Below are 21,884 nucleotides of genomic sequence, written 5' to 3'. Positions count from 1 at the left end.
CCTCAAGCCGCCAGTTCCTGCTCCACGAGAGCGACCCAGAAGGCGACGCCGGTCGGAATGGCTTCGTCGTTGAAGTCGTAAGCCGTGTTGTGGTGCAGGGCTCCGTCGACGGCAGGCCCGTTGCCGAGCCAGACATAGGCTCCCGGCGCGGCCGCGCCGAAGAACGCGAAGTCGTCGCCTGCGGTCGAGGGCTCGAAATCCGTCAGGACCTTGGCCCCACATACGGCCCGCGCCGCCTTGAGCGCGCGGGCCGTAGCATCGGCATGGTTGATGACCGGCGGGATGCGGCGGCGGAATTCGTACGAAACCTCGATCCCGAACGTCACCGCGACACCGCGCGCCAGACGCTCGATCTCCGTTTCGAGCTGGTCGCGCACCTGTGCGGAATAGGCTCGCGCCGTTCCGCCGATCTCCGCCACGTCCGGGATGACGTTGAGCGCCCGCGGATCGCCCGCCTTGACGGAGCAGGCGCTGACCACGGCGGGCTCCAGCGGATTGACCACGCGGCCGACGATCGTCTGGAGCGCGGAGAGGAAGTGGCCGCTCGCCGTGATCGGATCCTTGCCGAGATGGGGTTTTGCTCCGTGAGTGCCGACGCCCTTGAAGGTCACGAGCCATGTATCGGACGAGGCGAGCTGCGGGCCCGGGGTGACGGCCATCTCATCGGTGCTCAGACCCGGCATGTTGTGCAGGCCGTAGACCGCGTCGCAGGGAAAGAGGTCGAACAGACCATCTTCGACCATCTTCCTGGCGCCGCCCCGGCCTTCCTCGGCCGGCTGGAAGATGAAGTGAACCGTGCCGGAGAAGTTGCGGTTCTTGGCTAAATGACGGGCCGCGCCGAGCAACAGGGTCGTGTGCCCGTCATGGCCGCAGGCATGCATCTTTCCGGCAATTTTCGACCTATAGGGACGCTCGGCTTGCTCGGGCATGGCCAGCGCGTCCATGTCGGCGCGCAGGCCGATGGTCCGCGTGCCGCTGCCGACCTGCAGGGTGCCGACGACGCCCGTCTTACCTAGGCCCCGATGCACGCGAAGTCCGGCCTCTTCCAGCAAAGAGGCCACGATCCCGCTCGTGCGCTCCTCTTCAAAACCCAGCTCCGGATGCGCGTGGAGGTCCTGGCGGAGACTGCGCAGGAACGGGAGATCCGCCTGGATGAGGTCCTGTCGGGGCATCGCGATGTCGTCCTGGATTTGCGGCCGGAATCGTTCGATAACGCGGCTGAACACCCACGACAATCATCCTGTACAATTCGAGGAACGAGACGAGCGATGCAGCCGCACGATTTCTGGCAGGAAATCCATCCGCCTCGAACATTCGACCCGTCGCCGTCCGACGGGCATCGCGGGTTCTTCCCGGCCGATTTCGCGGACGGGCGCCAGTTGCGTCTTCCGATCCGCGAGCTGGCCGACGGAGAGCACGCGCTGGCGTCCCTCATCATCAACCAGGCCGGCTTCGCCGTCGAGGAAGCGCTGTGCGCCAGCCTCGCCGAACTGGTCCGACCCTTCGACCCGGAGGTGGTGATCGGACTGCCGACCCTCGGACTGACGCTGGCGAGCGGCACGGCGAAAAAGCTGGGGCATGCCCGCTACGTCCCGCTCGGGACCTCGCGCAAGTTCTGGTACCGCGACGAGCTCTCCGTCCCGATGAGCTCCATCACCAGTCCCGAGCAGGTGAAGCGCCTCTATCTCGATCCGCGCATGCTGCCGCTGGTCGAAAGCCGGCAGGTGCTGCTGGTCGACGACGTGATCAGCAGCGGTCGCTCGATCGCCGCCGCCCTTCGGCTGCTGGACACCTGTGGCGTCCGACCGGTCGCCATCGGGGCGGCGATGCTTCAGACGGACGCGTGGAAGGAGCCGGTCTCGGCGGTCTTTCCCGGAGCGCGGGACCGGGTCGTGGGGGTGCTCCGGACCCCGCGCCTGAAGCGGAATGCGGCCGGTGCCTGGGCTCCCGAATAGGGTGCCTTTGATTTGCAGGTTTTTTGAGCAGAATGGCTGTAAGGTAGGCAGGGTCCTCGGCGGGCGGGGCTTTCCAGCGGCCGTGGTTGTGTTAATGCGTGGACCCCGTAGGGCGGTCATCGACCGCGTAAAGGGCATCGGCACCCTTTCCCTTGGCCGTGATACAGTGGAACCCGGGAGATCCTCAGATGGTAGGGCGTTGGCAGAAACCTTTGGCGGGCATGGCTCTTGTTCTGACCGCTCTGGCCGGGGGGCCGGCCGTGGCCCAGAACAAGACCCTGACGATTTCCTGGTGGGGCTTCAACGGCGACAAGCTGGAAGAGATCATTCTCAGGCCGTTCCGCGCCCAGTGTGGCTGCGAACTGGTCTTTGAAACAGGCAACAACGCCGATCGCCTGAACAAGATCAAGATCCGCGGCGGCAGCGGGGTCGACGTCGTCTACCTGACCGACAGCTATTCGCAGCTTGGGATCCAGGAGGGGCTGTTCCAGCCCGTCGACCGCTCCAAGATCCCCAACGTCAATGGCATCTACGATCTCGCCAAGGAGCCGCAGGGCAAATACGGCCCGGCCTATACCATCGGACGCGTCGGCATCATCTACGACAGCGCCAAGGTGTCGGCCCCGATCACATCCTGGAACGACCTGTGGCGCGATGATCTCAAGCGCCGCGTCTCCCTGCCGGGCATCACCACCACGGCCGGCCCGATGACGGTTCTCGTCGCGGCCAACAAGGCCGGCGTCGATCCTTACAAGGACGAGAGCGCGGCCTTCAAGGCTCTCGAGCAGCTGAAGCCCAATGTGGTCAAGAACTACAATACGGGCTCGGAGCTCGTGAACCTGTTCTCCACCGGGGAGGTCTCGGTCGCCATGGCCCAGGACTTCACCCTCGCCCAGATCCAGGCCGCGGTCCCGACCGTGCGCTGGGCCGAGCTGAAGGAGGGCGACTACGCCACCCTCAACACGGTGAACATCGCCAAGGGGGCGGCGAACCCCGAACTCGCGCACCAGTTCATCAACTTCATCCTCGATCCCAAGATCCAGCAGACGCTGGCCGAGCGCGGCGTGGATGCTCCGGTGGCCACCGCCGTGCAGCTCAAGCCCGAGGAGGCCGCCCGCTGGACCTATGGCCAGAAGATGATCTCGTCGCTGAAGCGTCTCGATTACGAGAAGCTCAACGCGGCCAAGAGCGACTGGCTCGACGCCTGGAGCGAGGTCTTCGGGAAATAATCCGGTCATCATGACATCGAGACGCTTCTGGCGCCGGAACGGCGCAACCGGGTGGGCGCTGACGGCGCCCGCCACACTCGCCGTGATCGCGTTCCTGATCGTACCGATCGGGGCCGTGATCGCCGGCACCTTCATGGACCCGCGTGGGGCCTTCGCTCCCTACATCTCCTATTTCAACAGCGGCTTCCGCACGACCGTCCTGTTCCGGACCCTGCAGATCTCGGCCTTGACGACGATCATCTCCCTGATCTTCGGCTTCATGACCGCCTATGTGGTGTCTCGCGCGCCGGGCAAGCTGAAGAGCCTTCTCATCGTGGCGGCCGTGTTTCCGCTTCTGACCGGCGTCGTGGTCCGCGCCTTCGCCTGGCTCATCATTCTGGGCCGCAACGGCATCCTGAACCAGGCCCTGCTCGCGCTCGGGGTCGTCGATGAACCGCTCGAGATGCTCTACACGCAGGGCGCCGTCATCGTCGGGATGGTCTATCTCTTTGTGCCGCTGATGGTCCTGTCCCTGGTGGGCGTCCTGGAGAACATCCCCAAGGACGTGCTGCAGGCCTCCTCGTCGCTGGGCGCATCGCCCATGGCGACGTTCTGGCAGGTGCTGCTTCCCCTGGCCGTGCCCGGGCTCATCGTCGGCGCCGTGCTGGTCTTCACGGGCAGCTTCACGGCCTACGCCACGCCGCAGCTTCTGGGCGGGGAACGCCAGACCGTGCTCGCGACGCTCCTGCAGCAGCGTGCCATGGTGTCCTTCGACTGGGTCGGCGCCTCGACCATCGCCGCCATCATGACGGTGATCACGATCTCCATCGTTCTCGCGATGAGCCACATCGCCCGCCGCATCAACCCCATGGCCACGTGATGTCCGACAGACCTCATCCCCTGCTCATCGTCGTTGCGGCGCTGGTCTATCTTTTCCTGATGGTGCCGCTCGTCATCGTGGTCGGCGCGGCCCTCAGCGACACGACGTATCTGACCTTTCCGCCGCAGGGGCTGTCCCTGCGCTGGTTCGAGAACATCTTCCAGATCAGCGCCTTCCGGCGGACCATCGTCACCAGCTTGCAGATCGCGTTCCTCGGGACGCTGATCGCGCTGCTGATCGGCATCCCGGCGGCTTATGCGCTCAATCGTTTCCGGGTCGAACTGCCGAAATGGCTCGGCACGCTGTTCGTCCTGCCGATCCTCGTGCCCGAAATCGTGTTCGGCTTCGCCCTTCTGAAGTCGCTGACGGTCGGGACCGGAGCGCCGATCTTCCTGGCCCTCCTCATCGGCCACACGCTCATCGTCCTGCCCTACGTGGTTCGGGTGATCAGCGCGAGCCTCGCGTCCTTCGACTTCTCCATCGAGGAGGCGGCGATCAGCCTGGGCAGCGCTCCGGTGAAGACGTTCTTCACCATCGTTCTGCCGAATGTCAGGGGAGGGGTGATCGCGGCGTTCATCCTCGCCTTCATCACCTCGCTCAACGACGTATCGGTGTCGCTCTTCCTGACGGGGCCGGGCATCAGCACCCTGCCGATCCAGATCCTCGCCCATGTGGAGCAGTTCTTCGACCCGACGGTCGCCTCCGTGTCCGTCCTTCTGATGTTCCTCACGGTGGCCGTCATGGCCATCGTTGAGCGGACCCTCGGCCTCACCTTTCTTGCGAAGTAGCTTTCCGTGACCCAGCCTCTCCATCTCGAAGCCGTCTCCGCCCATTACGGGACGACCAAGGTCCTCGAAGATCTCTCGCTCTCGGTCCAGGCGGGCGAGCTCGTGTCCCTCCTTGGCGCCAGCGGCTGCGGCAAGACCACGACCCTGCGGCTCATCGCCGGATTCCTGTCGCCCACCAGCGGATCAATCACGCTGGGCGGTCGCGACCTGACGCGCCTGCCGACCCATAAGCGCGACATCGGCCTCGTCTTCCAGAACTACGCCCTGTTCCCGCACCTTTCCGTCCTCGACAACGTCGCCTTCGGGTTGAAGCAGCGCGGGATTGCCACGGATGAACGCCGGAGGCGGGCCATGGCGATGCTGGAGCGCGTCGGGCTTTCGGCTCTGGCGAGCCGAGCGCCCGGAGCGCTCTCGGGCGGGCAGAAGCAGCGTGTCGCTCTCGCCCGGGCGCTCGTGATCGAGCCGCCGCTGCTGATGTTCGACGAGCCGCTCTCGAACCTCGACGCGAAGCTCAGGGTCGACATGCGCGTCGAGATCCGCCAGCTCCAGCGGGCGAACGGAACCACGTCGGTCTATGTCACGCACGACCAGGAGGAGGCGTTCTCGATCTCCGACCGCGTCGCGATCATGCATGCCGGGCGTCTCATGCAGTTCGACCGGCCGGAGGTGCTCTACCGGCGCCCCGCCAATACCTTCGTGGCCCGTTTCGTCGGGTTCGAGAACATCATCCCGTTCCAGGTGGTGTCGCGCGACGGCGACGGGGTGACGGCCGAGACGGCAGGGATGCGGCTGCGTCTCTCGCAGAGCCTGTTCGGTGCCGTTCCCGACACCTTCCTGCTTGCCACGCGCCCGGATGGGCTCGTCGTTTCGACCGATGCGGCCGCCGAAGGGCTTCCGGCAAGGCTGGGCCTGAGAACCTATCTCGGCAGGGCCTACCAGTATCAGTGCGAGACCACGGCTGGCCCCCTCGTCGCCAACGGCAGCCTCACGGCTCCCCTGCAAGCCGGCACCCAGGCGAAGCTCGTTCCCGTTCCCGAGCAATGCACCATCCTGGCGGCCGAGGGAGACGAGTGATGGCGTCGATCCTGATCGTCAACGCCTGCCTGATTCCCATCGACGAGACCATGAGCGTCATCGAGCGCGGATGGGTGCATGTCGAGGGGAGCACGATCCAGGCTCTCGGGTCTGGCGAGCCGCCCCCCGTTGCGGGAGCCGAGATCATCGACGTCGGCGGCGACGTGATCATGCCCGGCATGGTCAATCCCCACGCGCATCTGGCCATGACCCTCTTCCGCGGCCTCGGCGAGGACGTGGACGACCGTCTGTTCCGCTATGTGCTTCCCATGGAGCGCAAGTTCGTGACGCCCGAGATGGTCCGGGTCGGGACGCTGCTCGGCGCGCTCGAATCCATCGAGGCGGGCGTCACCACCATCGCCGACATGTATTACTACGAGACGGAGGTCGGTCGCGCCCTGGACCAGGCAGGGCTGCGCGGCGTGGTCGGCCAGACGCTCGCAACCTTCGATCCGCCCGACCATGGGACCGTTGACGAAGGCTTCGCGCTCGTCGAGGAACTGGTGGCCGAGTTCTCCGGGCATGACCGGATCGTTCCCTCCATTGCGCCTCATGCGCCTTACTCGACCGATGTGGAGATCATGGCCCGCGTGGCCCGTTGGGCCGAGGCGCATCCCGGCGTGCCGGTGCAGCTCCATCTCGCCGAGATGGACAGCGAAATGGAGTGGTGCCGCAAGAACCACGGCCTGCGACCCGTCGCGGTGGTCGAGAAGGCGGGTCTGCTGCGACCCGGGCTGATCGCGGCCCATTGCCTGCATATAGACCCGTTCGAGATCGACCGTATGGCGAAGGCGGATGTGCGCGTCGCCCATAACGCGCGTTCGAATGCGAAGGCGGGACGCGGCATCGCCCCCATCGAGGCCATGCGTGCGGCCGGCATCAAGGTCGGCGTCGCAACCGATGGACCGATGAGCGGCAACACCCTTGACCTGTTCAGCCAGTTCGGCCCGGTCTCCATGTTCCAGAAGCTGCTCGGCCACAGCCGTAAGCCCATGCCGGCCGCCCAGGTGATGCGCATGGCGACGCTGGAAGGGGCCCAAGTGCTCGGCCTCGACGCCCGCATCGGTTCGATCGAGCCTGGTAAGCAGGCGGATCTCATCCGCATCGACCTGTCCGCGCCGCGCCTGCAGCCGGTCTACGACATCTACGCCACGCTGGTGTTCTCCGCCATGCCGGTGGACGTGCAGGACGTGATGGTCGGCGGACGCTGGATCATGCGCGGCCGCCAGGTCGAGAGCCTGGAGCGCAAGAAGATCCTGCGCGACGCGGGCCAGATCGCGGCCGCGTTCAAGGCCGAGATGGCCCGCATCGACGCGGCCGGATGAGGTCTACCAGACGATCGGGTGCGTCTGCCCGGTCGCCACGTTGACGAAGCCGTGCGGGGCGGCCTCGCAGGGCGCCACCAGGACCCAGCGCCACGGCGCGCAGGTCAGGGTCGCGAACTGGAGCCGCTCCGGAAACCCAGGATACCAGCGTGGAGAGAAGGTGGGCTCGTAGAGCCACTCGATCCGATCCGCTGCCGCATAAAGCCGTTGCATCTCCGCGTCGAGGTCCTCTGCGGAGCGCTGCGTCATCAACCCGCCGATCTCGTAGCGCACCTCGGCAAGAACCTTACCACCGCTCACGAGGACCCAGCCGCCTCCGATCTCCGCCACGCGGTTGGCCACCATGGCCATGGCTTCGTCGGAGGAGCCGACGACCCAGAGATTGTGCTTGTCGTGCGCGACCGTGCACCCGACCGCCGTGTCGGGCGTCTTGGGTCCGCAGCCGAGCCAGAACATGCGCGAGATCCGTCCATCGCCCGAGAAGCGGTCGACGATGGAGAACTTCGTGACGTTCCGGCTCGCGTCCCGTTGCACCTCGCCGCTCTCGACGGGGAGCTCCATGGTAATGAAGTCGTCGTGCCAGTGGAAAGGGCGCAGGAGAGCGGCCTGCATCGTGGCGCGGCCCGGCTCGGCCGCGATGGCGAAATCTTTCGGTTCGATCCGGCGTTGGATCTTCACGGTCTGCGAAGCCCAGTTAGGCCAGCCGATCGGGGGCAGGGGGCCGAGATAATCCTGTCCTGTGGACACAGGCTTGCCGTCGGCCCAGACCTCGGCGATGGACACCTTTGCAACGTCGTCGAGCATAACGATGTCCGCGAAGCGGCCCGGCGCGATGCTGCCGACCCAGGGCGTCAGCCGCATGTGGCGGGACGGGTTGATGGTCACGCACTGGATCGCGATGTCCGGCGGCAGTCCCGACTGGATGGCGAGACGGACATTGTGGTCCGTGGCACCCATCCGCAGGGTGTCAGAAGCGCTGCGGTCGTCGGTCGCGAACGCGACCTGCGACCAGTCGGAAAGACCGCGCTGGAGAAGTCCGGCGATGATTTCCGGCATGGAATGCGGCCTGATCTCGATGAAGATGCCGTGGCGGAGCTTGTCCCAAACTTCCTCGGCCGTCCAACCTTCATGGTCCGATGCCAGACCTGCGGCCGCGAATGCATTGATCGAAGGGAGATCCCGCAGGCCGGCCCCATGGCCTTCCACCACGCCGCGCTTCTCGAACGTCGCCTCGATCATGCCCCAGAGCCGCCTGTGCGAAGGGTTGTCCGGATTCCAGACGGCGGGCCAGTCCATGACCTCGTCGAGGCCCGCCACCATAAGGCTGTCCTTCAGAAATCCTGCCTGCTCGTCGTAGCCGTAATATCCGCCGCCCCATTCGTAGGCGGTCGGCGGAACGGCCGAACCTGGCAGCGGAAAGATCTTCATCGGCGAGCCATGGCGCCGGGCGGTGAGCCAGAATTCGAGATTGTGAGGCCCGTCCACGTTCGAAAATTCGTGGCTCGCCTCGCAGGTCCAGGTGTTGCCGCGCGGCAGGACGAGCGCGGCCTCGTATTCCGGCGTGAGGTGCGAGCTCTCGATATGCTTGTGCACCTCGCCGAAGCCTGGAACCGCAGAGAGATCGCTCCGATCCACCCGAGCCTCGGCCGTTCCGGGAAAGGTGCCCGCCGGTCCCGTCCAGGCGATGCGGCGGCCGCGGATGGCGATCTCCTGATCGTCGAGCCAGGTTCGCGTATGAACATCCAGCAGGCATCCGACGCGCAGGAGCAGGTCCGCAGGCCGCTTGCCCAGAGCGACCAGAACGAGGTCCTGTCTGATCGCCACCTCGTCCGCGGCATTCACGAGAAGATCGTCGGGGAGCGAGGCTGTAGGTTTCACGGGGCACCTGTGGCTATGGTCAAATCCCGTCCGGTGTCGGATAAGCGGTCGAACGGACTCACAGCAAGGTTTCTAGACCCATCATGCCCGACGCAAAACCCCGGCTGATCGTCATCGACACGGACCCGGGCATCGACGATGCCATTGGGATCCTGCTCGCTCTCGCCTCACCGGCGTTTTCAATCGCCGGCATGACGACCGTCGCCGGGAACATCGGCATCGAAACGACGACGCGCAATGGGGGCCGGCTGCTCGCCTTCGCGGGCCGGGAGGATATTCCGGTCGTTCAGGGGGGCGCGGCGCCGCTCTCGCGGCCCGGACCCGAACCGTTGAATCTCCATGGCGAGAACGGAATCGGCGGCGTCGCTCTGCCTGAACCTGTTCGGCCGCCGGAAAGCCTGCCTGCCGCCGCATGGCTCGCGGAATTCCTGCTCGACCAGCCCGCCGGCGCGGTCGACATCTTCGCTCTCGGACCGCTCACGAACATCGCCCGGCTCTTTATCGACAACCCGGATGCCGCTCGGCGCATCGGCCGGATCATCGCCATGGGTGGGGTGGTCCACGAGGTGGGCAATGTCGGCCCGCGCTCCGAGTTCAATCTGTGGGCCGATCCTGAAGCCGCCGCCGTGGTCGTGTCGTCGGGACTGCCCCTCGTGCTGGTGCCGCTTGACGTTACCCGGAGGGTGCGCGCCTCACGGGAGTTCGCGCAGGCGCTGCGGGTGGCCGGAAAGCCTCTCGCGTCGATGGTGGCCGATCTCGTCGAATCCTATTTCGAGACGAAGACGCATCAGGAGAGCCGTCCTCTGCATGACCCCTGCGTGATGCTCTTCGCCCTGGCGCCGGAACTGTTCCGTCTCGAGGACCTGCACCTCGTCGTCAACACCGGATCAACCGAGGAGGCGGGAGCGTTGACGGTGGACGGAAACGGAACGCCGGTTCAGGTCGCCATCGGGGTCGACGGCCCGGCGGTTCTCGATCTTCTCGCCAGGACATTGACCGCCGCCTGACGCATGATCCGTCCGCAGGCGGAACCCGGAGAGCACGATGCAGAATGGACCGCCCAAGCCTGAACTGGACGAAGAGACGATCGCGTTCGCCCAGCGGGTGTTCCAGCATGCGAGAGCCGGACAGGCACAGGAACTCGGGGACTTGCTGCGCATGGGATTGCCGCCGAACCTGCGCAACGAGAAAGGGGACTCGCTCCTGATGCTCGCGAGCTATCACGGCCATGTGGACGCGGTGCGGGTGCTGCTTGCGCATGGAGCGGATCCGGAACTCGCCAACGATCGCGGCCAGACGCCACTCGCCGGCGCCGCCTTCAAGGGCGACATGGCCACGGTTCAGTGCCTGCTGGACGGTGGCGCAGACGCCAACGGGCGCAGCGAAGACGGCAAGACCCCGCTCATGGTCGCCGCCATGTTCAATCGCACCGAGATCGTCGATGTGCTTCTCGCACGGGGTGCGAATCCCCAGGCGACGGATGCAGGCGGCCTCACGGCCGAAGCGCTCGCCGGTGCCATGGGGGCAGCCGAGACCGCGGATCAACTTGCCAGGGCGGCGCGCCAGGTCTGAGGTCAGGCGCGGTCCGGCACCTTGTGGGCCGTCAGGAACCCGTAGCGCATCGATCCGGTGAGATAGGCGAGCCAGATCCGGGGAAGGCTCAAGGCGAAAACGCGGTTCTTGGAGCGCGCATCGAGCAGATAGCGCCTGTAATCCGATCGGGTCAGGAGCTTCGTCGCCACCCGACCGGCGCAGAGCGACCAGGTGCGCCTCACCCTGCGACTGAGATCCTCGAAGCCGTCCACGGAGAAGCCGGCTTTTCCGGCCCAGACCCGATACTCCGCCTCCGTCCCCATGCCGGGCAGGCGGCCCTCGCGACAGATCGGTTCCAGCAGGAGGCGTTCCTCCCAGCGAGGCGGCCGGTCGCGGGCCAGCCAGGCACAGACGGCAAGCCGGCCGCCTGGCTTCAGGGTTCGATACGCCTCGTCGAAGAACCGCTGCTTGTCCGGCATGTGCTCTGAGCTCTCGATGGCGATCACATGGTCGAATGCACCATTCTCGAACGTGTTCGCGAGCCAGTCCTGCCGCCGGAAATGGAGGCCGGGCAATCCGTCTGCGCGCTGTTCCGCACGCCGGAGCTGGGCGGCCGAAAGGGTGACCCCAGTGACCCGGACACCATGATGCCGGACGAGCCATTCGGCCGTCGCGCCATAGCCGCAACCGACGTCGCAGACGTGCTGTGCCGGCGCGAGCGCCAAGGCGTCGGCAAGGTGGGCGATCAGCGCCTCCACGGCCTGATCCACCGTTTCACGGCCCGTCGTCCAGAGGCCATGATGGACGTGCTCACCCCAGATTTCACGGTAGAACGGATCGAGCTCGTCGTAATGATCCGCGACCGCTTCGGACGATTGCGGCTTCCGGGGGATGATCATGAGGCGGTCAGCGCGCGGGTCATGGCGATCTCCTGCACGCGCGTCAGGGTCGTCACATGCCGCATGGCGTCAGGCCAGATCCGGCTCAGATGGAACGCCGCCTGCTGGCCTGCCGCATGTCGCACCACGCGGTTCAAGGTGGAGGCCAGCCGGATCGAGCGCCTGATGTCGGATCGGACCCGATGGTGAAAGATCGAGCTGGCCCTGCCATGGGAAAGATGGATCGCGGCGGCCAGGCACCCGCTGTGCAGGGCTATCGACGTGCCTTCCCCGGTAAACGAGGGAATGACCCCGACCTGGTCGCCCAGGCGGTACAAGCCCTGCGGCTCGCTTTCATCCGGGGCATGGAGGAAGCCATAGGGAATCTGAAAGATCGACAACGGGCGCGTGTAGAGCGGTTGCGCGCCTTGCAGGCGCTCGGCCAGATGCGGACACTCATCCGCCATGTCGGCGATGAGGGGATCCCAACGCCTGCCGAGTTCCTCGAACCGTTGGCGGGACACGACGAGGCAGAGATTGGCAATGTCCTGCTCGATCATCTGAAGTCCGGCATATCCGCCGGAGAAGAGGATGACCTCGACGAAGCTTTGAAGCGCCCGCTGCTGGTCGTCGGTCAGTCTGTAATGCAGCTTGAAGCCGATGAGATCGCCCGTGGTATTCGCCGTCGGTCGTTTCACACCTCTCACGTCATGCTTTCCCGTCGCCAGGAAAACGCTGTCCGCGATGATCGGCCCGCCGGCGTCAACCTCGATCTGAGCCGCCGACCGATCGACCGAAATGGACCTGACAGGCTCGCCTCGGACGATCCGAGCCCCTCGGGAGCGGGCCTGAAACAGCAGGGCCTCGTCCAGGACCTTTCGGGACAATCCTCTGGCCACGAAAGGCAGGCAGACCTCCGTCGCGCCGCGCTTGCGGACGAGGCGCAGGCGCGAGATCCGGCTTGCTCCGAGGCCGTCGAGGTCGACGCCGAGGCGGGCCAGATACGTCTGTGCCTCGATGCTCAGAAACTCGCCGCAGACCTTGTGCCGGGGCTCCGCATCGCGTTCCAGCAGAAGGACCGGACGTCCAGCCTCGGCCAGGATGCAGGCTGCCGACGCGCCAGCCAGACCGCCGCCGACGATCACGATCTCCTCGACGCATCCGCTGTTCATTTTAACCGGCTCACGCAGAGGCGGAAGGAGGGATACCAGCGGATCCGGGCCGCCCCGGGTTCGAGCCCGGCTGTAGCCAGGATCTGCTCCCAGTCCTTCCGGCGGAAGCTGCGAGCGATCGAGATCGGCCCGTCGTGCCGGACGAAGCGGTGCCAACGCGCCGCCCAGGAGAGAGCGCGGAAGAAATGGAATGGGATCGGATGGCGGTGGAGGTCGGCGATGAACCAGCCGCGTGCGGCGGTCCGCTCCATCCAGCGCACGAAGCCCGCGACCTCGTGGTCCGACATGTGGTGTGTCGTCTGCGAGCAGATGATGAAGTCGATGGGCTGCTCAGGCCGAAAATCGAACACATTGCCGGTCCGGAAATCGATGAGGACGTCGGCAGGGGTCGCGGCGCGCGCAATCGGCTCGCTCATGGGGTTGAGATCGACCCCGATCAGGTCCACGGGGCGGCTCCGGCGCCGGCTCCAGGCATGGATCCGGCGCAGCAGATCCCCGTATCCATAGCCGACGTCCAGGATCGTCACGCGGCCATCGGGATTCAGGCGACGGGTAGCGTGGTCGAGCCATTTCAGGACGGGTCCATGGGTCATGGTGACGACATTGACCGTCGCCAGATCCTTCAGGCAGGCTCGGTAATCGTCGAGGCTGACGGACTCGGTGTCCATCCATTCCGTCTCGGGGCTGCGCTGGGCGAAACTCCGGCTCATGGGAGCCTCTATCCGGCAAGGGTGAAGCGGAAGGTCTCGGCCACCAAACCCGGTCCGAACGCCATGCCGAAACCGTTCGAGCTCGAGGGAGCGCCCTGCATGATCCGGCCCAGGACGAACATCAGCGTGGCCGAGGACATGTTGCCGAAGTCCCGCAGCACGCCGCGCGACCAATGCAGGGCGTCCGGGGCGAGGTCGAGGCCCTGTTCGACCGCGTCGAGGATCGTTCGCCCGCCGGCGTGGACGGCCCAAAGATCGAAGTCGTCCTTGTGCTGGCCACGAAGGATGCCACCCAGGTCGTTGCGGGTGGCCTCTTGGCGCAGCGCCTTCGTGATCTGCTGCGGGACCTCTCCGGACAGGCTCATCTCGAACCCGGCATCGCCGATCCGCCAGGTGATCAGGTCGCGGGTGTCCGGGATCGTCGCGACGCGGAAATCCCTGAGCGCGATGCCTTGCGGCTCCGCCGATACAAGGCTCGCCGCGCAGCCGTCGCCGAAGAGCAGGGCGCTGAGGATCACCTCGAGATCGGAGGTCTCCTGAAGATGGAGCGTGCAGAGCTCCAGGTTGACCACCAAAACCCGGGCCTCTGGTTCGGACCGGACGATGTGATGAGCCACCTTTAGGGCATTCACGGCAGCGGCGCAGCCCATGAAGCCGACCATGGTCCGCTCGATGGAGGGGTTGAGCCCCAAACGCTCCATGATCTGCTGATCGAGCCCCGGAGCGGTGAAGCCGGTGCAGGATGCCACCACCATATGGGTGAGGGTGGAAAGGCCCTCGTTCAGCTCGAGCGCCTCGATGGCCTGCTGAGCGAGATCGACGGCATGGGTCTCGAAACGCTCCATCCGGGCGCCCGTCCCGGCGAACTGTCCGGGACGGAAGAAGCCCTCCCGATCGGCTGCGGCCTCGAGGTTCTCGCTCGGAGGCAAGGTTGAGTAGCGATGTTCGATGCCCGACCGCTGAACCATGCGGCGGAAGATCAGCTTGTTTTTTCGATCGGGGAGAAACTGGTCCACGAAGCCGATGAAGGTCTGATGGACGTCATGCTGCGGGACGGCAGTGCCGATCCGGTTGATATACGCGCCTGCCAAGGAAACCACCTGTCACCCTCGGCTCTGGCCCGGACGTTGAGCGATCAGAGCCCTTCAGGCGGAGATAGGGCGGCATTGGGTGGAGAAAACGAGGTTGGCGCAGAAGTCGCACCCTGGTCAGCGTCGGCCGGGCAGGGAAGGTGCAGCTGGTCCGGTCGGGACAGCCTCGGCGGGCGCGGACGTCCGAGGCTGATCCCGCTTGAGGGTCTGCTCCCGGGCGAAGATGAACAATCCGGCCGCCACGACGATGAAGATGCCGACCAAGGCCAGAGCGTCCGGCCATTCATCGAAGAACAGCGCTCCGATGGCCAAAGCCCAAAGAATCTGGCTGTACTGGGCCGCTCCCAGCCGGTCGGCCGGAGCGTACAGGGTCGCAATGATGAACAGCGCCTGCGCGACGAAGGCTGTCGCCGCGAAGGAAAGCAGCAGCACCCATTGATGGCCGGTGGGCCAGGCAAAACCCGGGATCATCAGAAGTCCCGCCAGAACGGTCGTGGCCAGAAAGACGGTTCCGATCAGGGTGAAGCGTTTCTCCGTATGCCCGATCATCCGGCCCGTGATGACCCCGCCCGCGGCGCACAGAGCGGTCGCGAGCGCGGCCAGGTGGCCCGGGAGAAACTCCTTGAACCCGGGGCGTACGATGATCAGCACGCCGATAAAGGCCGCGCAGACGGCGAGTCCGCGCCGCCACCTGACATGCTCCTTGAGCACGAGGATGGAGAGCACCGTGACGAGGCTCGGCATGAGAAACAGAAGGGCAAAAGCTTCCGCAAAGGGCAGGCTCCGGAACGCCATGACGCTGAATGGCGTGGTCGCGGCGATCAGGAAGACTCTGAGCCCCATGAGCCAGGGCCGGTTCCAGCGCACCAGATCGACGATCCTGTCGCCGCTCTTCATGAAGACGGGCGACAGGAGAAGCGGGATGAGATAGCCGAAGAAGGTCACTTCGAAGGGATCAAGCCCATGCCCGATCTCCTTCACGACGGCATCGCCCCATGCAAATACGGCAAAGGCAAGGAAAGCGAGAAGAATACCTTTGACCATGGTGGGACAATCCCGCGGGACGGCGGCAATGGGGCATGGAGGACGAAGCCGTCGTGCGGCGCATCCGGACGGGCTGGCAGGATAGAGAACTTATCGCGGCATGACGAGGCGCGGGCGCTTGCGCTCCACCACCACGACCTTGGGCCCGTCGCTGCGCTCGGGCATGATCATGCGTTCGGGCATCCGCTCGGGACGGCGCGGCTGGGCCGGGGTCTTCAGCACCACAGGGCGGACTTCTTCCTGCGGCAGCCCCATCAGCTGCGCGGCGATCTCAACCTGACTGTCGATGTCATCCGTCAGGCCCTGGGCGGCGACAATCGCCTCCTCGAGGACCGGAGGTTCGACCCGGGTGACGCGCCGATGCCGGCTCTCGGACGGTTTCTTCTTGGCAAGCATTGGGTTTCTCCTGCGCAGACCCCTTAACCCATTGAACTTCCGATTGCGTAATGCGCGATTGAGACGGCAGGGCTGCATCCAACGCAAGCGAAGCCAGTTTCTGCCGTTGCTGTTGAACGCTAACCCGGAGAAACTTGATCCATGACACGCCGCTAAAATGCCGAAAGCATGACGTTTCGGCCATTCAGCGGTCGCGAGGACGCGGGTCCGACGCTATCTTGTGCAGACCAGTCCGGTCCGAGCCCTGACGGACTGTGCCGGGACTCGACCGGACGGCTCCTGTCGTCCATTGGTGATTCAGGGCACTGCCTGTTCCGCGCGATCGACGGACCAGGTCCTGCGCATCGTTATCCGGACACAAGCTCCCAGCCATCAACGAAAGGCATCCCCGTGTACACAGCCAAGATTCTCCTTCTCGGATCCGGCGAACTCGGAAAGGAGTTCGTGATCTCGACCAAGCGGTACGGCTGCCACGTGGTTGCCTGCGACAGTTATGCGAACGCACCGGCCATGCAGGTGGCGGACGAGACTGAGGTCTTCTCCATGCTCGATGCTGATGCCCTCAGGGCCGCCATCGAGAAGCATCGGCCGGATTTCATCGTCCCGGAGATCGAAGCGATCCGCACGGAGGTCCTGCAGGAATTCGAGGCCGAAGGCTTTACGGTCGTCCCCTCGGCCCGAGCCGCCTCGCTGACCATGAACCGCGACCGCATCCGGGAGCTCGCCGCCACCGAGCTCGGCCTGCGCACGTCCAGGTACCGCTATGCCGAGAGCCTGGAGGAGGTGAAGGCCGGGGCCGAGCACACTGGCCTGCCCTGCGTGATCAAGCCGGTCATGTCCTCGTCCGGCAAGGGGCAGAGCACGGTGCGCACGGCCGATCAGCTCGAGCAGGCCTGGAACGATGCGGTCGCGAACATGCGCGGCGACCGGAAGAAGGTCATCGTCGAGGAATTCGTTGCCTTCGAGTACGAGATTACGCTGCTGACGATCCGATCCCGCGAGGGCGTCTTCTTCTGCGATCCCATCGGACACCGGCAGGAGCGCGGCGACTACCAGGAATCCTGGCAGCCCACCCCAATGACCGAGAAGCTGCTCGGCGACGCCAAGGAGATGGCCAGGAAGGTGGTAGACGACCTGGGCGGATACGGGATCTTCGGGGTCGAGTTCTTCGTGACCCGCGATGAGGTGATCTTTTCCGAGCTCTCGCCCCGGCCGCACGATACGGGACTCGTGACGCTCCTGTCCCAAAACCTGTCGGAATTCGACCTGCACGCCCGCGCGGTTCTCGGGCTGCCGATCCCGCCGGTCCGGCTGCATGGTCCAACGGCCTCGGCGGTGATCCTGGCCGACCGGGAGGCCGAGCGCTTCACCATGGAGGGATTGCGGGAGGCCCTCGCTCTGGCGACGCCGGGTTCCGACGTGGAGGTGCGCATCTTCGGCAAGCCGACCACCCGCAAGCATCGCCGGATGGGCGTCGCCCTGGCATCGGGCGACACCGTCGAGGAAGCCCGCGAGCGGGCCCGGGAGGCGGCTGCGCGGATCCAAATCAAGTATGGCGAGTGATCTAGGGCGCATCGCGCCGGGTACGCCCTAGGCCGTCCCAGTGACGGATCGGTCACAGGTGCAGGGAGAATGTCGCATCCTATGGCACTCGGCCGAGAGCCACCTAAATACGGTGCAGCTCTTTGAGACAACGAACGAGGGGGCTGGCGGCTGACCAGCATTGCGATTGAAGACGATCGATTTCGAAGCGCTGTTCAGTGCATCTCCCAACCCCTACGTGCTGGTGGACCCGTCGCTCACCATCGTCGGGATGAACGACGCCTATCTCCAGGTCACGATGCGCCGCCGGGAAGACCTGGTCGGGCGAAACATGTTCGAGGCGTTTCCCAGTGATCCAGACTCTGCCAGCCACCGGCAGTTGCGCAAATCGTTCGAGAAGGTCATCCGGGACCGGGTGGCGGACCATCTGCCGCTGATCGAATACGCCATTCCGTTGCCGAACGGACAGGGTTTCGAGGAGCGCTACTGGAGCGCGACCCACACGCCGCTCTTCAACCAGCAGGGCGAGGCCGCCTTCATTCTCCAGCACACGGTCGATGTGACCGAGCTTCACCGGCTGCGGAACATGGCCAAGAGCACGGTCCTGCCTTCCGGCCCATCCGCCCTGATCGAGACGGATATGTTCCGAAGAGCGCAGGCCGTCCAGGAGGCGAACCATGCTCTGAGCGAGGAGCGCCAGCACCTGCGGGGGCTGTTCCAGCAGGCACCGGGATTCATGGCCGCTCTCAGCGGGCCGGATCACGTCTTCACCATGGCGAATGCGGCCTATCTCCAGCTGATCGGCCGCGAGAACATCATCGGGAAACCGGTCCGCGAGGCGCTTCCGGAGGTGGTCGGGCAGGGCTTCATCGATCTCCTTGATCGCGTCTATCACGGAGGGCAGCCCTTCGTCGGCCGGAGCATTCGAGTCCTCCTGAAACAGGGCTCTGAAACGGTTCACGAGGAACGGTTTCTCGATTTCGTCTATCAGCCGATCTTCGGGTCGGACGGGCAGGTCTCCGGGATCTTCGTGCAAGGGCACGACGTCACCGAGACGCGTCAGGCCGAAGAGGCTCTCAGGGCCGAAACCCGGAATCTGGCCATCCTCAACCGGACCGGCGCGTCGATTGCGGCGGAGCTCGATCTCGATCGCGTGGTCCAGATCGTCACGGATGCGGGCGTGGCGCTGACCGGCGCCCGTTTCGGGGCCTTCTTCTACAATGTCCTGGACGAGAAGGGCGAAAGCTACATGCTCTACGCCCTGTCCGGCGTGGAGCGAGGGGCCTTCGCCGCTTTCCCGATGCCGAGGGCGACCGCCGTGTTCCAGCCGACTTTTCAGGGCGAGGGGATCATCCGGTCCGACGATATTCTCCAGGATCCGCGCTACGGGCGGAACAGCCCCCATCGAGGAATGCCGGAAGGGCACCTGCCGGTTCGCAGCTATCTGGCGGTGCCGGTCACATCGCGCTCGGGCGAGGTGCTCGGCGGATTGTTCTTCGGCCATCCCCAGCCGGGCATGTTCAGGCAGGAACATGAGATCCTGCTCGCCGGTATCGCCGGCCAGGCGGCCGTCGCGATCGACAATGCCCGCCTGTTCCAGGCCGCCCAACGGGAACTCGAGGAGCGGCGCCGGGTCGGGATCGCCCTGCGGGAAAGCGAGGAGCGCTTCCGGGCCATTGCCAATTCGATCGATCAGCTGATCTGGGCGACCCGTCCCGACGGCTTTCACGACTACTACAATCAACGCTGGTACGAGTACACGGGCGTCCCGGAGGGTTCCACGGACGGCGAGGCCTGGAACGGCATGTTCCATCCGGACGATCAGGAGCGGGCCTGGGGCGTCTGGCGCCACTGCCTCGAGACCGGCGAGCCCTATCACATCGAGTACCGGCTTCGTCATCGCTCGGGGGAGTACCGCTGGGTCCTTGGACGGGCGCAGCCGGTGCGCGACGAGGACGGGCGGATCAAGCGCTGGTTCGGAACCTGCACCGATATCCACGATCTGAAGCAGGCCCAGGATGCTCTCCGGGAGAGCCGGGAGCGTGCGCTGCGCACGGAGGAGGAAACCCGAAGGCTGGCATCGATCCTGGCGGACAGGGTGGCGGAACTCGACGCCGCCAACGAAGAGATCCAGCGCTTCGCCTATATCGTGAGCCACGATCTGCGGGCGCCGCTCGTCAACGTGATGGGCTTTACGAGCGAACTCGAAGGCGCTCAGGCCGAGATCGAACGCTTCTATCGGAATGTCAGCCAGGCCGACCCTGGCCTGATCGCGTCGGAGACCCGGGCAGCCATCGAGGCGGACCTGCCCGAGGCCATCGGCTTCATCCGGTCGTCGACCCTGAAGATGGACAAGCTGATCAGCGCGATCCTGCGGCTGTCCCGCGAAGGGAGACGGGTTCTGGCCCCAGAACCCATCGACATGGCTCAACTGCTCGAGGCCCAGCGCTGCAGCGTGGCCCACCAGCTTCAGGAACGGGGCGCCGACCTGCTGATCGAGGCTCTGCCCGACATCACCAGCGACCGTCTCGCCGTCGAGCAGATCTTCGGAAACCTGATCGACAACGCCGTGAAGTACCTTCAGCCGTCCCGCCCGGGCCGGATCGTCGTCCGGGGGCTTGAGCGCGGGTCGGAGGTTCTCTACGAAGTCGAAGACAATGGACGCGGTATCGATCCGAAGGATTTCGAAAGGATTTTCGATCTGTTCCGGCGTTCCGGCGTACAGGATCAGCAGGGCGAGGGAATCGGGCTTGCGCATGTGCGAGCTCTCGTGCGAAGGCTTGGAGGCACGATCTCCGTATCGTCCCGGCCAGGGGAGGGCTCGACCTTCACCGTTGCCCTGCCAAGATATATAAGCCTGAATTCGGAAGCCGCCTGATGCCGCAGCAAAATGCCGTCACCATCATCATGGTCGAGGACGATGAGGGACATGCCCGCCTGATCGAAAAGAACATCCGCCGGGCAGGGGTCTGCAACGAGCTTCGCACCTTCGCCAGCGGAACGGCCGCGCTGGAGCATCTGTTCAACGAAGAGGTGCGCAACGCCGGCCCCTTCCTGGTGCTGCTGGACCTCAACCTGCCGGACATGAATGGGGTCGACATTCTCGCCCGTCTGAAAAACGACGAGAAGTTGAGACGTGCACCCGTGGTGGTGCTCACCACCACGGACGATCAGCGCGAAGTGCAGCGCTGTTACGACCTTGGCGCAAATGTCTACATCACCAAGCCCGTGGAATACGAGTCGTTCTCTCAGGCCATCCGTCAGCTCGGGCTTTTTCTATCAGTGATTCAGGTTCCCGAGACCCTATGAGCGTGGGAGCTGCCGAAAGCCCACCCATCCGCCTGCTGTATATCGACGATGATCACGGCCTGGGCCGCCTCGTCGAAAGGACCCTCGCGCGCCATGGATTCGAGGTCAGGCACGCCCTCAGCGGTGATGAGGGGCTGAACCAGCTCGCCGCCGGGAAGTTCGACGTGGTCGCGCTCGACCATTTCATGCCCGGCAAGGAGGGGCTTGAGGTCCTCTCCGACATCCAAGCCATGCCGAACCCTCCTCCGGTCATTTATGTGACCGGGGCCGACGAGGGCAGGATCGCGGTCGCGGCCTTGAAGGCGGGGGCGGCCGACTACGTCATTAAGGATGTCGGCGGGGTTTTCCTCGATCTCCTACGGACGGCCACCGAGCAGGCGCTCGCCGCCGAAAGGCTCCGCCGGGAAAAGGAAGTGGCCGAAAGGGAAATGCGCGAGGCGCGCGAGCGGGCCGAGATGCTGCTCCGCGAGGTCAACCATCGCGTCGCGAACAGTCTCCAGCTTGTTGCGGCCCTCGTCGCGATGCAGCAGCGCGCCTTGAGCAGCGATACCATCGCCAGGGATACCCTAACCGAAACCCAAAGCCGCATCACGGCCATCTCACAGATCCATCGACGGCTGTACACATCGAACGATGTGCGGTTCGTCGAGATGGATACCTATCTGCAGGGTCTGGTGGAGGAGCTCGAGGGTGCCATGCGGGCGGCCGGGCGGGAGCATACGATCACCCTGAGCGCCCAGCCGACCTCGGTTCCGACCGACAAGGCGGTGTCCCTTGGCGTGATCGTCACCGAACTCGTCACGAACGCTTTCAAATATGCCTATCCGAATGGCGCGACGGGAGACATCCGCGTCGCCTTGTCGTCTTCAGGGGGGCAGGCGGTGCTCGTCGTCGAAGATGACGGAATCGGGTGGAGGGGCACCGGTGTGGTCCAGGGAAGCGGCCTCGGCACGAAGATCGTGAAGGCCATGGCGTCCAACCTGCAATCCTCTATCGAGTTCGATCAGAGCCATACCGGGACCCGGGCGGTCCTGTCCTTCGCGATCTGAGTTTGAAAACCCGAAGACGGTGTTCGGAACGGGCGCGACGCTCGCAGATGCG

The 21,884-nt window shown here is 65.2% G+C and carries 20 protein-coding genes; 12 read left to right on the top strand and 8 right to left on the bottom strand.

Annotation, left to right across the window (positions count from 1 at the left end; all coding sequences use genetic code 11):
- Positions 1 to 2: 2 nt before the first annotated feature.
- Positions 3 to 1,172, bottom strand: coding sequence for a M20 aminoacylase family protein (locus tag HPT29_RS14055; RefSeq protein WP_173947287.1), 1,170 nt, complete (start codon positions 1,170 to 1,172; stop codon positions 3 to 5).
- Between the two features lie 96 nt (positions 1,173 to 1,268).
- On the opposite strand from HPT29_RS14055, the gene HPT29_RS14050 reads away from it, so the two are divergent.
- The 6 genes from HPT29_RS14050 to HPT29_RS14025 all read left to right on the top strand — a co-directional run bounded on the left by HPT29_RS14050 (position 1,269) and on the right by HPT29_RS14025 (position 7,230).
- A complete protein-coding gene (locus HPT29_RS14050) occupies positions 1,269 to 1,955 on the top strand; it encodes a phosphoribosyltransferase (RefSeq protein ID WP_173947288.1) in 687 nt (228 codons plus the stop codon).
- A 188-nt stretch (positions 1,956 to 2,143) separates the two neighbouring features.
- Positions 2,144 to 3,184, top strand: coding sequence for an ABC transporter substrate-binding protein (locus tag HPT29_RS14045; RefSeq protein ID WP_173947289.1), 1,041 nt, complete (start codon positions 2,144 to 2,146; stop codon positions 3,182 to 3,184).
- A gap of 10 nt (positions 3,185 to 3,194) precedes the next feature.
- A complete protein-coding gene (locus HPT29_RS14040; RefSeq protein ID WP_173947290.1) occupies positions 3,195 to 4,043 on the top strand; it encodes an ABC transporter permease in 849 nt (282 codons plus the stop codon).
- Positions 4,040 to 4,831, top strand: coding sequence for an ABC transporter permease (locus HPT29_RS14035; RefSeq protein ID WP_173947291.1), 792 nt, complete (start codon positions 4,040 to 4,042; stop codon positions 4,829 to 4,831). Before HPT29_RS14040 ends, HPT29_RS14035 begins: the two co-directional genes overlap by 4 nt.
- Before the next feature lie 6 nt (positions 4,832 to 4,837).
- Positions 4,838 to 5,905, top strand: coding sequence for an ABC transporter ATP-binding protein (locus HPT29_RS14030; RefSeq protein ID WP_173947292.1), 1,068 nt, complete (start codon positions 4,838 to 4,840; stop codon positions 5,903 to 5,905).
- Positions 5,905 to 7,230, top strand: coding sequence for an amidohydrolase family protein (locus HPT29_RS14025; RefSeq protein ID WP_173947293.1), 1,326 nt, complete (start codon positions 5,905 to 5,907; stop codon positions 7,228 to 7,230). Before HPT29_RS14030 ends, HPT29_RS14025 begins: the two co-directional genes overlap by 1 nt.
- A gap of 3 nt (positions 7,231 to 7,233) precedes the next feature.
- On the opposite strand, the gene HPT29_RS14020 is transcribed toward HPT29_RS14025, so the two are convergent.
- Positions 7,234 to 9,108 (bottom strand): adenine deaminase, encoded by a 1,875-nt coding sequence (locus HPT29_RS14020; protein WP_173947294.1) that lies wholly within the window; start codon positions 9,106 to 9,108, stop codon positions 7,234 to 7,236.
- 83 nt (positions 9,109 to 9,191) lie between these two features.
- On the opposite strand from HPT29_RS14020, the gene HPT29_RS14015 reads away from it, so the two are divergent.
- On the top strand, positions 9,192 to 10,115 hold the full coding sequence (locus HPT29_RS14015) for a nucleoside hydrolase (protein ID WP_173947295.1): 924 nt from the start codon (positions 9,192 to 9,194) through the stop codon (positions 10,113 to 10,115).
- 37 nt (positions 10,116 to 10,152) lie between these two features.
- The gene (locus tag HPT29_RS14010) at positions 10,153 to 10,680 is read left to right on the top strand and encodes an ankyrin repeat domain-containing protein (protein WP_173947296.1); all 528 of its coding nucleotides are present in this window, start codon (positions 10,153 to 10,155) and stop codon (positions 10,678 to 10,680) included.
- Between the two features lie 2 nt (positions 10,681 to 10,682).
- Here HPT29_RS14010 and HPT29_RS14005 read toward each other — a convergent pair whose 3' ends face one another.
- The 6 genes from HPT29_RS14005 to HPT29_RS13980 all read right to left on the bottom strand — a co-directional run bounded on the left by HPT29_RS14005 (position 10,683) and on the right by HPT29_RS13980 (position 15,932).
- Positions 10,683 to 11,540 carry an SAM-dependent methyltransferase gene (locus tag HPT29_RS14005; RefSeq protein ID WP_173947297.1) on the bottom strand — a complete coding sequence of 286 codons (858 nt, stop codon included), beginning with the start codon at positions 11,538 to 11,540 and terminating at the stop codon, positions 10,683 to 10,685.
- On the bottom strand, positions 11,537 to 12,691 hold the full coding sequence (locus tag HPT29_RS14000) for an NAD(P)/FAD-dependent oxidoreductase (RefSeq protein ID WP_259060007.1): 1,155 nt from the start codon (positions 12,689 to 12,691) through the stop codon (positions 11,537 to 11,539). The genes HPT29_RS14005 and HPT29_RS14000 overlap by 4 nt, the downstream gene beginning before the upstream one ends.
- Entirely contained in the window at positions 12,688 to 13,401 is a 714-nt protein-coding gene (locus tag HPT29_RS13995; protein ID WP_173946888.1) for a methyltransferase domain-containing protein, read from the bottom strand. Before HPT29_RS13995 ends, HPT29_RS14000 begins: the two co-directional genes overlap by 4 nt.
- Before the next feature lie 8 nt (positions 13,402 to 13,409).
- Positions 13,410 to 14,501, bottom strand: a complete 1,092-nt coding sequence (locus HPT29_RS13990; RefSeq protein WP_173946887.1) for a type III polyketide synthase — start codon at positions 14,499 to 14,501, stop codon at positions 13,410 to 13,412.
- Positions 14,502 to 14,609: 108 nt separating this feature from the next.
- Positions 14,610 to 15,536: a DMT family transporter gene (locus tag HPT29_RS13985; RefSeq protein WP_173946886.1), complete on the bottom strand. Its 927-nt coding sequence runs from the start codon at positions 15,534 to 15,536 to the stop codon at positions 14,610 to 14,612.
- Positions 15,537 to 15,626: 90 nt separating this feature from the next.
- Positions 15,627 to 15,932, bottom strand: coding sequence for a hypothetical protein (locus HPT29_RS13980; protein ID WP_173946885.1), 306 nt, complete (start codon positions 15,930 to 15,932; stop codon positions 15,627 to 15,629).
- Between the two features lie 390 nt (positions 15,933 to 16,322).
- On the opposite strand from HPT29_RS13980, the gene purT reads away from it, so the two are divergent.
- From purT to HPT29_RS13960, 4 genes are all read left to right on the top strand, one after another.
- Positions 16,323 to 17,495: a formate-dependent phosphoribosylglycinamide formyltransferase gene (gene purT, locus HPT29_RS13975; protein ID WP_173946884.1), complete on the top strand. Its 1,173-nt coding sequence runs from the start codon at positions 16,323 to 16,325 to the stop codon at positions 17,493 to 17,495.
- 166 nt (positions 17,496 to 17,661) lie between these two features.
- The gene (locus tag HPT29_RS13970; protein ID WP_173946883.1) at positions 17,662 to 20,352 is read left to right on the top strand and encodes a PAS domain-containing protein; all 2,691 of its coding nucleotides are present in this window, start codon (positions 17,662 to 17,664) and stop codon (positions 20,350 to 20,352) included.
- Positions 20,352 to 20,783 (top strand): response regulator, encoded by a 432-nt coding sequence (locus HPT29_RS13965; RefSeq protein WP_173946882.1) that lies wholly within the window; start codon positions 20,352 to 20,354, stop codon positions 20,781 to 20,783. Before HPT29_RS13970 ends, HPT29_RS13965 begins: the two co-directional genes overlap by 1 nt.
- Positions 20,780 to 21,832: a sensor histidine kinase gene (locus tag HPT29_RS13960; protein WP_173946881.1), complete on the top strand. Its 1,053-nt coding sequence runs from the start codon at positions 20,780 to 20,782 to the stop codon at positions 21,830 to 21,832. The genes HPT29_RS13965 and HPT29_RS13960 overlap by 4 nt, the downstream gene beginning before the upstream one ends.
- Positions 21,833 to 21,884 lie beyond the last annotated feature (52 nt).

This window comes from Microvirga terrae, from assembly GCF_013307435.2.
Lineage (GTDB): Bacteria > Pseudomonadota > Alphaproteobacteria > Rhizobiales > Beijerinckiaceae > Microvirga > Microvirga terrae.
The sequence above is the reverse complement of the archived record's forward strand: the minus strand, read 5'-3'. Positions and strand labels throughout refer to the sequence as shown.

Excerpts from the sequence above, each read along its gene's own strand:
- HPT29_RS14050 (WP_173947288.1), top strand. The coding sequence starts at position 1,269 with ATGCAGCCGCACGATTTCTGGCAGGAAATCCATCCGCCTCGAACATTC.
- HPT29_RS14055 (WP_173947287.1), bottom strand. The coding sequence starts at position 1,172 with ATGCCCCGACAGGACCTCATCCAGGCGGATCTCCCGTTCCTGCGCAGT.
- HPT29_RS14015 (WP_173947295.1), top strand. The coding sequence starts at position 9,192 with ATGCCCGACGCAAAACCCCGGCTGATCGTCATCGACACGGACCCGGGC.
- HPT29_RS13995 (WP_173946888.1), bottom strand. The coding sequence starts at position 13,401 with ATGAGCCGGAGTTTCGCCCAGCGCAGCCCCGAGACGGAATGGATGGAC.
- HPT29_RS14045 (WP_173947289.1), top strand. The coding sequence starts at position 2,144 with ATGGTAGGGCGTTGGCAGAAACCTTTGGCGGGCATGGCTCTTGTTCTG.
- HPT29_RS13960 (WP_173946881.1), top strand. The coding sequence starts at position 20,780 with ATGAGCGTGGGAGCTGCCGAAAGCCCACCCATCCGCCTGCTGTATATC.
- HPT29_RS14000 (WP_259060007.1), bottom strand. The coding sequence starts at position 12,691 with ATGAACAGCGGATGCGTCGAGGAGATCGTGATCGTCGGCGGCGGTCTG.
- HPT29_RS14010 (WP_173947296.1), top strand. The coding sequence starts at position 10,153 with ATGCAGAATGGACCGCCCAAGCCTGAACTGGACGAAGAGACGATCGCG.
- HPT29_RS13965 (WP_173946882.1), top strand. The coding sequence starts at position 20,352 with ATGCCGCAGCAAAATGCCGTCACCATCATCATGGTCGAGGACGATGAG.
- HPT29_RS14005 (WP_173947297.1), bottom strand. The coding sequence starts at position 11,540 with ATGATCATCCCCCGGAAGCCGCAATCGTCCGAAGCGGTCGCGGATCAT.
- HPT29_RS14025 (WP_173947293.1), top strand. The coding sequence starts at position 5,905 with ATGGCGTCGATCCTGATCGTCAACGCCTGCCTGATTCCCATCGACGAG.
- HPT29_RS13985 (WP_173946886.1), bottom strand. The coding sequence starts at position 15,536 with ATGGTCAAAGGTATTCTTCTCGCTTTCCTTGCCTTTGCCGTATTTGCA.
- HPT29_RS13980 (WP_173946885.1), bottom strand. The coding sequence starts at position 15,932 with ATGCTTGCCAAGAAGAAACCGTCCGAGAGCCGGCATCGGCGCGTCACC.
- HPT29_RS14040 (WP_173947290.1), top strand. The coding sequence starts at position 3,195 with ATGACATCGAGACGCTTCTGGCGCCGGAACGGCGCAACCGGGTGGGCG.